Genomic DNA, 13,658 nt, shown 5'->3' with positions numbered 1-13,658 from the left:
CGTTCACCGGGCCGGTTCGTCCGCGCGGATGCGGGAGGCCAGTACCGCGATGTCGTCCTCCGCGCCCTCGCCGTAGCGGTTGAGCACCTCGTCCAGGAGGTCCTCCAGTCCTCCGCCCGCGGGCATGCGCAGGTGCGCCAGTCGTCCGACGGACACGTCGATGGCCTCGTCCCGGCGCTCCACGAGCCCGTCGGTGTACATGAACAGCACGGTCCCGGGGCCGCACGGGAGCACCAGGCTCTCGTACCTTCCGTACCCGGTGCCCAGGGGCGGACCGACGGGCAGTTCGGGGATGCGGGCCGTGCCGTGGCCCGGGTCGATGAGGACGGGGGGCAGATGGCCCGCGCTGGCCACCTCGCACACCTCCGAGAGCCGGTCCACCACCGCGATCAGACAGGTCGCCGCCCGGTCGAGTCCCGAACGTTCCACCATGGCGTCCAGGCGCTCCAGGATGCGGTGCGGTGGCAGTTCGTCCGCGGCCAGCAGCCTCAGCAGGGAGCGGTAGTGGCTCATGGCGACGGCAGCCTCGACCCCGTGCCCCATCACGTCGCCCATGGCCTTGAGGTGCCGTCCGTTCTTCAACGGGATGACGTCGAACCAGTCGCCGCCGACGAGCACACCGCGCTCGGCCGGCAGGTAGCGGGTCGCGATCTCGATGTGCGGGTGCTGGCCGCGCGGCTCGGACAGGAGCGAACGCTGGAGCTCCAGGGCGATCCCGTGCTCGCGCGCGTACCTGCGGGCGTGGTCGACGTCGATGGCCACCCGGCCGGCGAGTTCACGGGCGACGATCACGTCCACCTCCGCGTTGAACGACGGGGACGCGCCCACCCTGCCGAGTCCGAGCACACCCTGCGGGATCCCGCGGGCCGAGAGCGGCACCACGCACATCGAGTGCAGGCCCATGGCCCGGTACGCGGCGGCCTGCCCCGGGTCCGGGCCGGAACGGCTGAGCCGCTCGTCCGTGGACCGGTTCTCCAGTACCGGCTGGTCGTTCGCCAGGGAACGCTGGACGACGGAGTCCTCCTGGTAGTCGATGTACTCGCCGGGCCCCCGGAAACTCCCGGCGGCGGCGTCGCGGACCTCGGGCGTCATGGCCAGGGCGGCACGGCGCAGCCTGACCACCCCCGGCGGCGGACGGCGCATGGTGTGACCGATCTCCGCGGGGAAGACCTCGACGGACGCGATGTCGGCGAGCGCGGGCACCATGAACTCCGCCAGTTCCTGGCAGGTGGTGTCCATGTCGAGAGTGGTGCCGATGCTCGTGGACGCGCTGTCGAGCAGGGTCAGGTAGCGCCGGGCGCGATGCAGTTCCTCCTGCTGGTGGCGGGAGGCGCTGATCTCCATCACGATCCCGGCGAGCCCCAGGCGGACGCCGTCGGCCTCGACGCGGTAGTAGCTGCCGCGCCAGTACCGCCTGTCCTTGTCGGCCAGCTCGCGGGTGAGGCCGCTGAACGTCGTGTCGCGCGGGTGCCCGTCCCGGAGTACCGCGCGCAGCACGTGCTGCCGTTCGTCGAACTCGGGCAGTACGTCGACGATGTGCCGCCCCCGGTGCTCCGCGGGTGACAGCCCGTTGATCCGGGCCTGCGCGGGGTTCACGTACAGATACCGCAGGTCCATGTCGTACAGGGCGATCCCGGCGGGCGCACCGTCGAACAGGACGGAGAGGACCGCGGTGTCGAACGGCAGCGGGCGTCCGTCGTGGGCATCGGCCTCCACGTCCACCTCCTGGGGCGGGGCACGGACCACCCGCTGCCCGGTCCTCAATCGTCGGTCCGGCGCCCCCGGCGCGCATCCGCACCGGTCACGGCCGGCCCGGTCCGTCCGGCGCCGCCGGCCGCGGAGGCGCGCACCCACGGGGGACGGGGACACCCGGCCGTTTTGCCGCCGTTCGTGTGACGCCGAGGTGCCGTTGCGTGACCGAACGGCCTCCCGCGTGTGATGCCACCCATAGGAGCCACGTCACATACGAAGGAGATTCGTAGAACCCACAGCGCCACAAACGCCAAAAAATCATAAGAAAAGGTAAATAACGGACATTGCTCCGAAGGTGGTTAGTACGTCACATCCTTGCGTTCGCGCCGAAGCCCCGCCCACCATGGCTGTCGTCGCGGGAATCCGCGACCGGACCCGGTGGATCCCGCCGGCTCCCCTCCATGCCGCCCGCGGGTTCCGTCCCGCAGGCCGCCGCGACCGGTGGCCGGCCGGCCACCCCGACCTCACCAGGAGAGTGCCTTCCGTATGACCACGCAGACGCAGACCCGCACCAGCCGCACCGCCCGCCTCCGCGCCCTGTCCGTCGCCGGTGTCGCCACCCTGGGCGCCGCGGCGGCCGCCCTCACACTGACGTCGACGTCGGCGCAGGCGGCCGAGGTGACATCGGTGGGCGCGTCCGCGACCGCGGTTCAGGCGGGCGGCGACCGGGCGCACACCGACAACCTCGACGGCTGGATCAAGGAGTCGCTGGCCATCATGAAGGCCAAGGGCATCCCCGGGACCTACGAGGGGCTGCACCGCAACATCATGCGGGAGTCGGGCGGCAACCCGAGTGCCCAGAACGACTGGGACGTCAACGCGCGGCAGGGCACCCCGTCCAAGGGGCTGCTCCAGGTCATCCAGCCGACCTTCAACGCGTACCACGTCGGCGGCACCGCGCACGACCTCACCGACCCCGTCGCCAACATCACCGCGGCGGCCAACTACGCCGCGGACCGCTACGGGTCGATCGACAACGTCAACTCCGCCTACTGAGCCGGGGTTCCACCGTCCCGGCGGCGACCGGCCGCCGGGGGAGGATCAGCTCCCCGCGTCGTCGCCGCCGCGCTCGCCCTCCGCCTGGGACGGCTGGGTGCGTGTCGTGGCCGGGTGCCGCTCCTCGGCCGGGTTCATGTCCTCCTCCAGCCGCTCGCCCTCGGCCTGCGACGGAGTCGGGTACTCCTCGTTCTCGCTCATGGCCGCCTCCGCGGTCGTGCCGCGCCCGTGCGCATCCGTACAACGCACGGATGAACGCCTACAGAACGAGCGTAACGCGGGTACCGGACGGGCGGCCCGTCCCCGGGCGCACCGGCCCGGGGAGCCCGTCGGCCTCGTCCCCGGCCGAGTCGTCAGGCGCCCGGGGGCGGTGCAGTGTGGAAGACGTGAGTATCGGTGAGCGCTTCGCGGTGCTGCGGGAGTCCTGGCGACCGGGCCACGGGTTGCTCGTGATCCCCGTCGCCCTCGTCGTCATGATCACCGTTCTGGACATTCTCGCCCCGGAGGACATCCAGCTCGGACCGCTGCTCGTCATCGCGCCCGCGCTCACCGCGTCCTTCGCGGGCCCGGTGCTGACGGGAGCGATCGGGGTGCTGGCGGTGGCGGCCCAGGCGTTCATCGTCGAACGCCTCGGGGTGCTGGACACCCGCAACGCCTTCGTACAGATCACCGCCCTCGCGGTGCTCACCGTACTTGTCGTGTTCTTCTGCCTGATCCGTGAGCGGCGCGGACGACAGCTCGCCCAGGTGCGGTCGGTGGCGGAGGCCGCGCAGCACGTGCTGCTGTGGCCGCTCCCGGAGCGGATCGGCCCCCTGCGGGTCGCGTCCCTGTACCTGGCCGCCGAGGACGAGGCACTGATCGGCGGGGACCTGTACGCGGCCACCCGCGTCGAGGGCGGCACCCGGATGCTGATCGGCGACGTGAGGGGAAAGGGCCTGGCCGCCGTCGGGGAGGCGGCCGTGCTCCTCGGCGCCTTCCGCGAGGCATCCCATCAGCAGACCGGCCTGCCCGAGCTGGCCGCGGCCCTGGAACGGAGCGTCAGCCGCTACCAGGACGACTTCGAGACGGAGGGCGAGGCGGGCGAACCCTTCGTCACCGCCCTGCTGCTGGAGATCCCCGACGAGGGCCGCGTCGGCCGGATGACCAGTTGCGGCCACCCGCCCCCGCTGTTGCTCGGACCGGGACACTCCGTCGCCGTGCCGGACCTGCATCCCGCACCCCCGCTGGGGGTCGGCGGCCTGGCACCGACCTGCCACAGCGTCGACGTGGTCGCCTTCGAGGACGGGGACACCCTGCTCCTCTACACCGACGGTGTCATCGAGGCACGGGACCGGGACGGAGCGTTCTACCCGTTCGCGGAACGGGCCTCCCGATGGACCGAATGCGCGCCGGACGTACTCCTGCACCACCTGCGACACGATCTGCTCGCCCACGCCGGCGGACGACTGGGCGACGACGCCGCCGTCATCGCGATCCGCCGCCAGCCCGTGACCGCCGCGGCGCACCAGCCCGTCGCGGCCGCGGCACACCAACTGGTGAAGAGCGTCCGCCCCGGCACGGCCCGCCCCGGAGGAAGCCGCCACGGCCCGGGGAGGGCCGACCGCCGGGCCTGACCCACGGTGCGCGCCGCCCCGGGAAGGACCACCGGCCGGGGCCCGGCACGGTGGACGCACACACGGGCGGGCGTAGCCTGGCCGTAGTGCCCACGCACCGCGAGTGGCGACGAAGGCGGCGGCATGACCGACCCCCACGGCTTCCTCAGAACCCCCCGCCGGCCCGTTCCGGCCCGGCCCGTCCAGGAACGCCTGGACGACTGGAACGAGGTCCACGCGGGGCAGGCCGAGCTGCCGCTCGTCTCCGAACAGGCCGGGCGCTGCATGGACTGCGGCATCCCCTTCTGCCACAGCGGCTGCCCCCTGGGAAACCTGATCCCCGAGTGGAACGCCTATGCGAGGAAGGGCGACTGGCGGGCGGCGGCCGAGCGGTTGCACGCGACCAACAACTTCCCGGAGTTCACCGGCCGGCTCTGTCCGGCACCGTGCGAGGACGCCTGCGTGCTGTCCATCAACGCCGACCCGGTGACGATCAAGAACGTCGAGCAGGCCATCGCCGACCAGATCTGGGCGCGCGGATACGCGGAGCCGCTACCGGCCGGGCGACTCAGCGGCAAGGCCGTCGCCGTCATCGGATCCGGACCCGCGGGACTCGCGGCGGCACAACAGCTCACCCGCGCCGGTCACACGGTCACCGTCTACGAACGCGCCGACCGCCCCGGGGGACTGCTGCGCTACGGCATTCCCGCGTTCAAGCTGGACAAGCGCCATCTGGACCGCCGCATCGACCAGATGGGGGCGGAGGGCACGCGGTTTCGCACCGGCGTGGACGTCGGCGTCGACCTCGACGCCCGCCGGCTCGTGGAGGGACACGACGCCCTCGTCGTCGCCGTGGGCGCCACGGGGCGGCGGGAACTCCCCGTCCCGGGCCGGACCCTGCACGGCATCCACCAGGCCATGGACTACCTCACCGCGGCCAACCGGGTCGCCCAGGGGGACCGGGACGTCCCCGTGCTCACCGCCGAGGGCCGGCACGTAGTGATCATCGGCGGTGGCGACACCGGGTCGGACTGCCTGGGCACCGTGCTGCGCCAGGGGGCCGCCTCGGTGGTGCAGCTCGACATCAACCCCGAGCCCGGTGCCGCGCGCCGGGACGGCGAACCCTGGCCCGTGTACCCGAAGGTCTACCGCGTCTCCCACGCCCACGAGGAGGCCCGGGAACGCGACGGCGCGGACCCGAGGAGCTTCGCCTCCGCCACGCTCGGCTTCGACGGCGACCGGACGGGACACGTGCGCGCGCTGCGTCTGGCGGAGACGGAGCCCGGGAACAGGAACCCGGTGTCCGGGACGGAACACGTGATCCCGGCCGATCTGGTCCTGCTCGCCCTCGGCTTCTTCGGCCCGGAGCGGGGCGGCGGTCTGGTGCGACAGCTCGGACTCGTGCTCGACGACCGGGGCACCTACGCGCGGACCGACGGCTTCGAGGCCGTGACCTCCGCTCCCGCCGATCCCCCCGGACCCGTGACCGGTCCGGCCGGTCCCCGGACCGGGACGAGCGGTGTGTTCGTCGCGGGCGACGCGGGACGCGGCCAGTCACTCGTCGTGTGGGCCATCGCGGAGGGGCGGTCGGCCGCCGCCGCGACCGACCGATATCTGCGCGGTGCCACGGTCCTTCCGGCGCCCGTCGCGCCGGACGACCGGCCCCTGGCCGCCTGAGAGCCTGCCGGACGCACTCTGGCCGGGATCCCTCTGGCCGGGCGGCCCCGCTGGCGCCCACGCACCGGCCGGCGCGGGCACTGGCGCGGCCGGGGCACGGACCATCGAAGAACCCGATGCTCAGCCACGGAAGAATGCGCTTTTGCGTCCCCTCGTGCAGGCCGCAGGATGGCCGGGAACCGGCCCACGGGGAGGAATCATGACGTCAGCCATCGAATCGGGTCTGCTGCCCCTCACGGCCGAGGCCCGCCCCGGCGGCCTCGCCGTCGGAGGTGTCCCGCTCCTCGACCTCGCGGAGCGCTTCGGGACCCCGCTGTTCGTCTACGACGAGGAGCACCTGCGTCTGCGCTGCCGGGAGGCGGTCGCCGCCTTCGGGGCGGACAACGTCGCCTACGCGTCCAAGGCGTTCCTGTGCACGGCCATGGCACGGCTCGCCCACGAGGAGGGGATGCTGCTCGACGTCGCCTCCGGCGGCGAGCTGCGGGTGGCCCTGCACGCGGGAGTACCGGCCGACCGGATCGTGCTGCACGGCAACAACAAGGACGAGACGGAGCTGCGCACCGCCATGGCGGCCGGGTTGCGGCACGTCGTGGTCGACAGCCTCGACGAGATGGACCGCATCGAGCGGCTGCACGCCGAGGAGGGACTGCCGCCCGCCCCCGTCCAGTTGCGGGTGGCCCCGGGCGTCGCCGCGGGCGCGCACGAGGCGATCCGGACCGGCGGCCACGACTCCAAGTTCGGCTTCGGCCTGGCGGACGGCGCCGCCGAGCACGCCGTACGACGGGCCGCCGGGTCCCCGGCGATGCTCCTGGAGGGCATCCACGCGCATGTGGGCTCCCAGGTGCTGGACACCGCCGAACTCGCGGCCGGCGCCGCCGCCGTCGCACGGTTCGCGGCGCGGACGGGCACCCACCGGCTGACCGTCGGCGGCGGCCTCGGCGTCGCCTACGAGGCCGGGCAGAGCCCGCCGTCGTTCGCCGACTGGGCCGCCGGGGTGCGGTCCGCCGTCCGGGAGGCGGGCTGGAACGGCGAGGTCGCGGTGGAACCGGGCAGGTCCATAGCCGCACGCGCCGGACTGACCCTGTACCGGGTCGGCACGATCAAACGGATCGAGGGCGTGCGGACCTACGTCGGTGTCGACGGCGGGATGAGCGACAACCCGCGCCCCGCCCTGTACGGGAGCCGCTACGAGGTGTTCCTGCCGCGCAGCCCGCACGCGCCGCGGCCGTGGCGCGCGCGACTGGTCGGGAAGCACTGCGAGAGCGGCGACGTGATCGTCGACGACGCCGCCCTGCCCGCCGGGACCGCCGTGGGGGACGTCCTGGCCACACCGGTCACCGGCGCCTACGGATACGCCATGGCGTCCAACTACAACAAGCTGCCGCGCCCGGCGGTCGTCTTCGTCCGCGACGGCGGTGCGCGCACCGCGGTGCGCCGCGAGACCGAGGAGGACCTGCTCCGGCTGGACGTCGACGAACCCGCGGAGCCCCTGGAACCCACCGTGCCCTCTCGTCCGGATCACGCCGGAATCGCGCCCTGATCTGGCCCGATCCGGACGAAAGGACCTAGTCTGACCCGATGCTGAACAGCGCCCGACTCCTCGTCCTGCTGGAGATAGCCCGCACGGGCACCATCGTGGCCGCGGGCCGGGCCCTGCACCTGAGCCCGTCCGCGGTCTCGCACCAACTCGCCCGGCTGGAGCAGGAGGTCGGGACCGCGCTGGTGGAACGTCAGCCGCAGAGCCTGCGGCTGACGGCGGCCGGTGCGCGACTCGCCGAGCACGCGCAGGCCGTCGCCGACCTGATGGCCGTCGCGCGGGACGATCTGCGCGCGCACTCCGAGGGCGAGGCAGGCGTGCTGCGGGTGGGCTTCTTCGCCTCGTCGGGCCTGGAGCTGCTGCCGCGGGCCCTGTCCGCCTTCGCTGCCGAGCGGCCACAGGTCGAACTGGAGCTGATCCTGGGGCAGCCGCACGAGACGGTGCCCGATCTGGAGGCCGGCCGGCTCGACGCGGCGGTCGTCTTCGAACACCCGCTGGACCCCTGGTGCCGACACGCGGGCGTCGACGTCGAGATGTTCTTCGACGAACCGCAGCTGGTGGTCCTCCCGCTGGGACACCGCTTCGGGCGGCGCACGACGGTCCGGCTCGCCGCCCTGGAGGGGGAGAGCTGGATCGGGACGCACGGCGGGCGCACCGGCGAACCCGTGCTGGAACGCGCGTGCGCGACCGAGGGATTCCGCCCCCGGATCCGCTGCCGCACCGACCACTACCAGGTCACGGTCAACCTCGCCCGGGCCGGAATGGGCATCGCCCTCGTCCCGGCCCTCGGGCTCGGGGACAGCACGGGCGTCCACGTCTGCAGGCTCGACCATCCCCGGCTGCACCGGCGCATCGGGGTCGCCACCCGGCCCACCAACCGCAACCCGCTGCTGGAGATCTTCCTCGCGGAACTGCGGTCGGCGGCCGGGGAGATCAGTTCACTGCTGGAGATGCAGTGGTCCTGACACGGGTCACCGCCGCGGACGCGGTGGATCCGGCACGGGGCCGTCCCCGCCCCGCCGGGCACAGGCCGCGAGGGTGCGACCGACGTCCCGCACGGCGTGCACGGCGGCCCGCTCGGCGCCCGGCCCGAGCCCGGTGTCCCAGTGCGCCAGCACCGCGTACGCGATCCTGCGGGCCCCGACGATGACACCGGCGTCGGCGCGGACCCCGGTGTCGGTACCGGTCTTGTTGGCCACCAGCAGCCGGCCGGGCAGCGGTTCGGGGAACCCCGGCGCGTACGGGTCGTGATCCACCAGGGCCGGGACCAGACCGTGGTCGGTGTTGGCGCGCATCCAGCCGAGCAGCCGCGCGGAGGCCGCGGGGGAGACCATCGTGCCGCGCGCCGCGTGCGTCACCAGCCCCGCCAGGTCCCGCGCGGTGCCGGTGGCGAAGACGGGTGGTACGTCCGGGCCCCGGGTGTCACGGACCTTGTCGTGGAGCGCGAGGCGGCCGAGCCCGAGCCGCCGCGCCAGCAGGTCCGTGGACTCCCGCCCCACCAGGCGCAGCAGGACGTTGGTGGCGGTGTTGTCGCTGACCGAGGCGGTCAGCCAGGCCAGGTCCTCGACACTCCAGCCGGCCCTGCTCATCCGGCGCAGCAGACCGGTGCCGTCCGCACGGTCCTCGTCGAGCACCCCGACGGCCTGGCCGGGCGACAGCTCCCCGCCGTCCAGCCGGCGGGCCACCTCGGCGAGCAGCAGCAGCTTCGAGGCGGACGCGACGGGCAGGACCACGTCCTCGTCGACGCCCACCGTGCCCCCGCCGTCGACGTCGACGGCGGCCACGGCCAGCGTGAGCGGCAGCGCGGCCGACCGCCGTGCCGCCGCCGCCACCTGGGACAGACTCATCGGACCCTCACCACTTCCCCCGCCCGCACGCGCGTCGGACGGCCGTCCCTGACCGCGACCCGTCCGGCCACCACCACCGTACCGACGCCCTCGGGCGCCAGCAGCGGACGGTCGAACGTGGCCCGGTCGAGCACCGTGTCCGGGTCGAACACCACGAGGTCCGCGACCGCGCCGTCGCGCACCCGGCCGCGACCGGCGAGCCCGAACCGCCGGGCCGGCAGCCCCGACATCTTGTGCACCGCCCGTTCCAGCGGCAGCAGCCCCTGATCGCGGGCGTAGTGACCGAGCACGCGGGCGAAGCTTCCCGCCCAACGGGGATGCGGACGGCCCGGTTTGGGCACACCGTCCGAGCCGATCATCGACAGCGGGCCGGCCAGCACCCGCCGGACGTCGTCCTCGCGCATGGAGTGGCTGATGATGGTCACCTCGCCCCGCTCGGCCAACAGCAGATCGCACACGTAGTCGACCGGGTGGACGCCCCTCTCGGCGGCGAGGTCGGCGACCCGGCGGCCCTCGGTGTCCGGGCGGGACCGCGCGGCGGCCACCGCGATCAGGTCCCAGCCGCCGTTGCCCACGGTGTTCTCCCACCCCGCGACGCCCGTGACGATGTCCGCCCGGATCCGGTCGCGGACCTCGGTCCGGCGCAGTCGTTCCAGCAGCGCGCCGACACCGCCCTCGCTCGCCCACGGCGGCAGCATCGCGTGCAGCACGGTGCTGCCCGCGGTGTACGGGTAGACGTCGCACCACACGTCCAGGCCCTCGGCCCTTGCCCGTTCCAGCCGGGGCAGCGTACGCAGGGTGGCACCCCAGGCATGCCGGCCCGCCGTCTTGTGGTGGGAGACCTGGAGCGCGGCACCGGAACGTGCCGCGATCTCCAGCGCCTCCTCCAGAGCCGACTCCACCTGCGACATCTCGTCGCGCAGATGGGTGACGTAGGGCTTGCCGCGGCGGGCGGCGACCCGGGCCAGCGCGACGATCTCCTCGGTGGCTGCGTAGGTGCCGGGCGGGTAGATCAGCCCGGTGGACAGGCCCGCCGCGCCCTGCCGCAGCGCCCGGTCGAGCAGCGCGCACATGGCGTCCAACTCGTCGGGGCGGGGCGGCCGGTCCTCGAAGCCCATCACCCCGGCGCGCAGGGTGCCGTGACCCACGAGCGAGGCGATGTGGTTGTGCCGCGACGCCGGATCCTGACCGGCGGCGAACGCGTCGAAGTCCACTGCCGGACGGACCGGACCGAGGCCGAACGTCACCCGGAGGTGTTCGGCGAGGTCCGGCAGCCGCTCCGGGAGCGACGGGAACAGACTGGTCCCGCAGTTGCCGCAGATCTCCGTGGTGACGCCCTGGAGCAACGGGGCGAGGCGCAGGTCGTCGACCGGTTCCGCGGCGGCGTCACGGGGCGCGGCCAGGGCGTCGGAATGGGTGTGCACGTCGATGAAGCCGGGTGCCACGACGCGACCGGACACGTCGAGGATCTCGGTCGCCGCGGCCCGTGTGCCGGCCGGGAGCACCGCGATCCGTCCGTCCGCGACGCCGACGTCCGCCTCCCGGGCCGGTGCTCCGGTGCCGTCGACGAGTGTTCCGCCGCGCAGCAGCAGGTCGAGCGGGCGGCCCATCACAGCACCGTCGACAGGAAGGCCCGCGTGCGCGCGTGGCGCGGGGCGGTGAACAGGAGTTCCGGGCTCCCGGACTCGACGACGGCGCCCCGGTCCATGAACACGACGCGGTCGGCGACCTCGCGGGCGAACCCCATCTCGTGCGTGACCACGACCATCGTGGTGCCCCGGCGGGCCAGATCACGCATGACGCCGAGGACCTCGCCGACGAGTTCGGGATCGAGGGCGGAGGTGGGTTCGTCGAAGAGCATCAGGGCGGGCTCCATGGCCAGCGCGCGGGCGATCGCCACGCGCTGCTGCTGACCGCCCGACAACTGCGCCGGGTAGTGGTCCGCCCGGTCCGCGAGACCGACCTCGGACAGCAGCTCCAGGGCCTGCTTCCGGGCCTGTGCGCGGGACCGGCCCCGTACGGCGACCGGTCCCTCCATCACGTTCTGGACCGCGGTGCGGTGCGGGAACAGGTGGAACCGCTGGAACACCATGCCGATCCGCTCGCGCTGGCGCCGTACGTCGCGCGGGCTCCGCTCGCGCAGGTGGCCGGACGTGCCGTGCTGTTCGTAGCCGATCAGTTCGCCGTTCATCCACACCCGTCCCGCGTCGATCCGTTCGAGATGGTTGAAGCAGCGCAGCAACGTCGACTTGCCGGAGCCGGAGGGGCCGATGACGCACAGCACCTCACCACTGCGGACATCGAGATCGATGCCCTTCAGCACCTCGGTCTCACCGAACCGCTTGCGGACCCCTCGGGCCCCGAGGATCACGTCGTTCATGCCGTCGCTCCCTTCCGTTCCGCACGCCCGGGCCTCAGATCGGCAAGGATCCTGCGCCGCAGGGGCGGGGCGGCCCCCGGGCTGTACCGGCGTTCCACCGCGTGCTGCCCGATGCTGGCGATCGTCGTGAGGACCAGGTACCAGAGCGACGCCACCAGCAGCAGCGCCACCACCTCGAAGTTGGCGAGATAGAGGTGCTGGGACACGGTCATCAGATCCGATCCGGCGATGACCGACACCAGCGAGGTCGTCTTGAGCATGGAGATGAACTGGTTGCCGAACGGCGGGACGATGACCCGCATCGCCTGCGGAAGCACCACCCGGAACAGGATCTGACGGTTCGACATGCCGAGGGACGCCCCGGCCTCCCGCTGGCCGGGATCCACACTCCCGATGCCCGCCCGGACGATCTCCGCCATGTAGGCGCCCTCGTTGATGGAGAGCCCGAGCAGCGCCGCCACGAACCCGGTGATGACCTGGTTCGACTGCCAGCTGATCAGCTTCGGCCCGTCGAAGGGCACCCCGATGCTGATGACCGGGAACAGCAGCGCCAGGTTGAACCAGAAGATGAGCTGGACCAGCAGCGGGGTGCCCCGGAAGAACCAGGTGTACGCGCCGGCCGTGAAACGCAGCACCGGGCTGTCGGACAGCTGCATCACCGCGACGACGACGCCGATGACGACACCGAGGGCCATCGAGACGAGGGTGAGCTGGACCGTCACCCACAGGCCCCGCAGGATGACCCCGTCGAACTGGTACTGCGCGACGATGTCCCAGTGCAGATGGGGATTGACGATGACGGTGTACGCGATCCACACCGCGAACAGCGCGGCGGCGAGGACCGCCAGCCAGCGTCCCGGCCGGGGGCGGCGGCTCAGCCGGAGCGCGAGGTCGTCGTCCGGTGCCGCCGCGCCGTCGGCCGGTGCGACGGCGGACGCCTTCGGGTGGGCCATGTCCGCGCTCACCGCCCGTCGTTGACGGTCGCCGCGGTGACGGCGCTGTCGCCGACGCCCCAGGTGTCGAGGATCTTGCGGTACTCGCCGCTGTCGATCAGCTCCTGCAGGGCCCGGTGCACCGCGTCGCGCAGTCCGGCCTGGTCCTTCGAGACCGCGATGCCCCACGGGGCGGTGCCGTACTGCGTCGGCAGCACCTCGTACGCGCCGCTCTTCTTCTCGGTGAACATCCGGGCGACCGGATAGTCGACGAGGGTGGCGACCGCACGCCCGCTGTCGATCTGCAGCAGACCCGTCGGCGCGTCCTCGCTCTGCGAGATCCGCATCTTCTCCCCGCACTTGGCGTTCTGCTCCTCGCCGATGCGGAGGTTGGAGCTGCCCTTGGCGAGGACGACGCTCTTGCCGCACAGATCCGCGAGGGACGCGATGTTCTGCGGGTTGCCCTTCTTCGTCATGATGACGCCGCCGGTCCGGAAGTAGTCGACGAAGTCGACCGCCTGCCGCCGCTGCGGACTGTCCGTCATGGACGACATGACCAGGTCGAAGCGGCCGGACTCCAGACCGGGTATCAGCCCGTCGAACGCGGCATTGGTGAGCTCCAGCCGCAGCTTCAGCCGGCCGGCGAGAGCCTCGGCGAGATCGGGGTCGACACCGGTGAGCCGGGTGGTTCCCTCCGCGTACATCTCCATCGGCGGGTACCCCACCGCGGTGGCCACCCTCAGCACCCCCTTCTTCCGGTACGGGTCGGGGAGCAGCTCGGCCGCCGGCCGGCCGTCGGCGGCCCGGGGGGAACTGGCGGACGGGGCGTCGCCCTGGCCGGAACGCCCGCACGCGGTGGCCGCGAGGGCGACCACGGCCAGGGCTGCCAGACAGCGCAGGGAACGAGGACGTTTCATCTGATTTCTCCCTCAGCGGGGTGGCGGT

General features: G+C 72.9%; 12 protein-coding genes. 5 read left to right on the top strand and 7 right to left on the bottom strand.

The annotated features are described in order from the left end of the window. Positions 1–3: 3 nt before the first annotated feature. Positions 4–1,716, bottom strand: coding sequence for a SpoIIE family protein phosphatase (locus ACF1CT_RS17385; RefSeq protein ID WP_391784762.1), 1,713 nt, complete (start codon positions 1,714–1,716; stop codon positions 4–6). A 522-nt stretch (positions 1,717–2,238) separates the two neighbouring features. Between ACF1CT_RS17385 and ACF1CT_RS17380 the strand changes: the two genes are divergently transcribed. Continuing rightward, the gene (locus ACF1CT_RS17380) at positions 2,239–2,748 is read left to right on the top strand and encodes a transglycosylase SLT domain-containing protein (RefSeq protein WP_391784698.1); all 510 of its coding nucleotides are present in this window, start codon (positions 2,239–2,241) and stop codon (positions 2,746–2,748) included. A gap of 45 nt (positions 2,749–2,793) precedes the next feature. On the opposite strand, the gene ACF1CT_RS17375 is transcribed toward ACF1CT_RS17380, so the two are convergent. After that, positions 2,794–2,949 (bottom strand): hypothetical protein, encoded by a 156-nt coding sequence (locus tag ACF1CT_RS17375; RefSeq protein ID WP_391784697.1) that lies wholly within the window; start codon positions 2,947–2,949, stop codon positions 2,794–2,796. A 272-nt stretch (positions 2,950–3,221) separates the two neighbouring features. Between ACF1CT_RS17375 and ACF1CT_RS17370 the strand changes: the two genes are divergently transcribed. The 4 genes from ACF1CT_RS17370 (at position 3,222) to ACF1CT_RS17355 (ending at position 8,519) form a co-directional block, all read left to right on the top strand. Next, on the top strand, positions 3,222–4,361 hold the full coding sequence (locus ACF1CT_RS17370; RefSeq protein ID WP_391784761.1) for a PP2C family protein-serine/threonine phosphatase: 1,140 nt from the start codon (positions 3,222–3,224) through the stop codon (positions 4,359–4,361). 123 nt (positions 4,362–4,484) lie between these two features. Further along, positions 4,485–6,017, top strand: a complete 1,533-nt coding sequence (locus tag ACF1CT_RS17365) for a glutamate synthase subunit beta (protein WP_391784696.1) — start codon at positions 4,485–4,487, stop codon at positions 6,015–6,017. 199 nt (positions 6,018–6,216) lie between these two features. Beyond that, positions 6,217–7,557, top strand: a complete 1,341-nt coding sequence (gene lysA / locus ACF1CT_RS17360; RefSeq protein WP_391784695.1) for a diaminopimelate decarboxylase — start codon at positions 6,217–6,219, stop codon at positions 7,555–7,557. Between the two features lie 38 nt (positions 7,558–7,595). Then, complete coding sequence (locus tag ACF1CT_RS17355; RefSeq protein WP_391784694.1) at positions 7,596–8,519, top strand: LysR family transcriptional regulator; 924 nt, start codon at positions 7,596–7,598, stop codon at positions 8,517–8,519. Positions 8,520–8,525: 6 nt separating this feature from the next. On the opposite strand, the gene ACF1CT_RS17350 is transcribed toward ACF1CT_RS17355, so the two are convergent. Genes ACF1CT_RS17350 through ACF1CT_RS17330 form a run of 5 tightly spaced genes read right to left on the bottom strand, consistent with a single transcriptional unit; the run spans position 8,526 to position 13,630 of the window. Continuing rightward, positions 8,526–9,401 (bottom strand): serine hydrolase, encoded by an 876-nt coding sequence (locus ACF1CT_RS17350; RefSeq protein WP_391784693.1) that lies wholly within the window; start codon positions 9,399–9,401, stop codon positions 8,526–8,528. Then, a complete protein-coding gene (locus ACF1CT_RS17345) occupies positions 9,398–11,011 on the bottom strand; it encodes an amidohydrolase family protein (RefSeq protein ID WP_391784692.1) in 1,614 nt (537 codons plus the stop codon). Before ACF1CT_RS17345 ends, ACF1CT_RS17350 begins: the two co-directional genes overlap by 4 nt. Then, positions 11,011–11,781, bottom strand: coding sequence for an amino acid ABC transporter ATP-binding protein (locus ACF1CT_RS17340; RefSeq protein ID WP_391784691.1), 771 nt, complete (start codon positions 11,779–11,781; stop codon positions 11,011–11,013). Before ACF1CT_RS17340 ends, ACF1CT_RS17345 begins: the two co-directional genes overlap by 1 nt. Next, positions 11,778–12,746 carry an amino acid ABC transporter permease gene (locus ACF1CT_RS17335; protein WP_391784690.1) on the bottom strand — a complete coding sequence of 323 codons (969 nt, stop codon included), beginning with the start codon at positions 12,744–12,746 and terminating at the stop codon, positions 11,778–11,780. Before ACF1CT_RS17335 ends, ACF1CT_RS17340 begins: the two co-directional genes overlap by 4 nt. After that, a complete protein-coding gene (locus ACF1CT_RS17330) occupies positions 12,743–13,630 on the bottom strand; it encodes an ABC transporter substrate-binding protein (protein ID WP_391784689.1) in 888 nt (295 codons plus the stop codon). Before ACF1CT_RS17330 ends, ACF1CT_RS17335 begins: the two co-directional genes overlap by 4 nt. Positions 13,631–13,658 lie beyond the last annotated feature (28 nt).

Origin of the sequence: Streptomyces sp. NPDC014734 (genome assembly GCF_043083325.1) — a bacterium.
Classification (GTDB): Bacteria; Actinomycetota; Actinomycetes; order Streptomycetales; family Streptomycetaceae; genus Streptomyces.
Note: the sequence above shows the minus strand (reverse complement) of the source record. Positions and strands in the feature narration are given on the sequence as shown.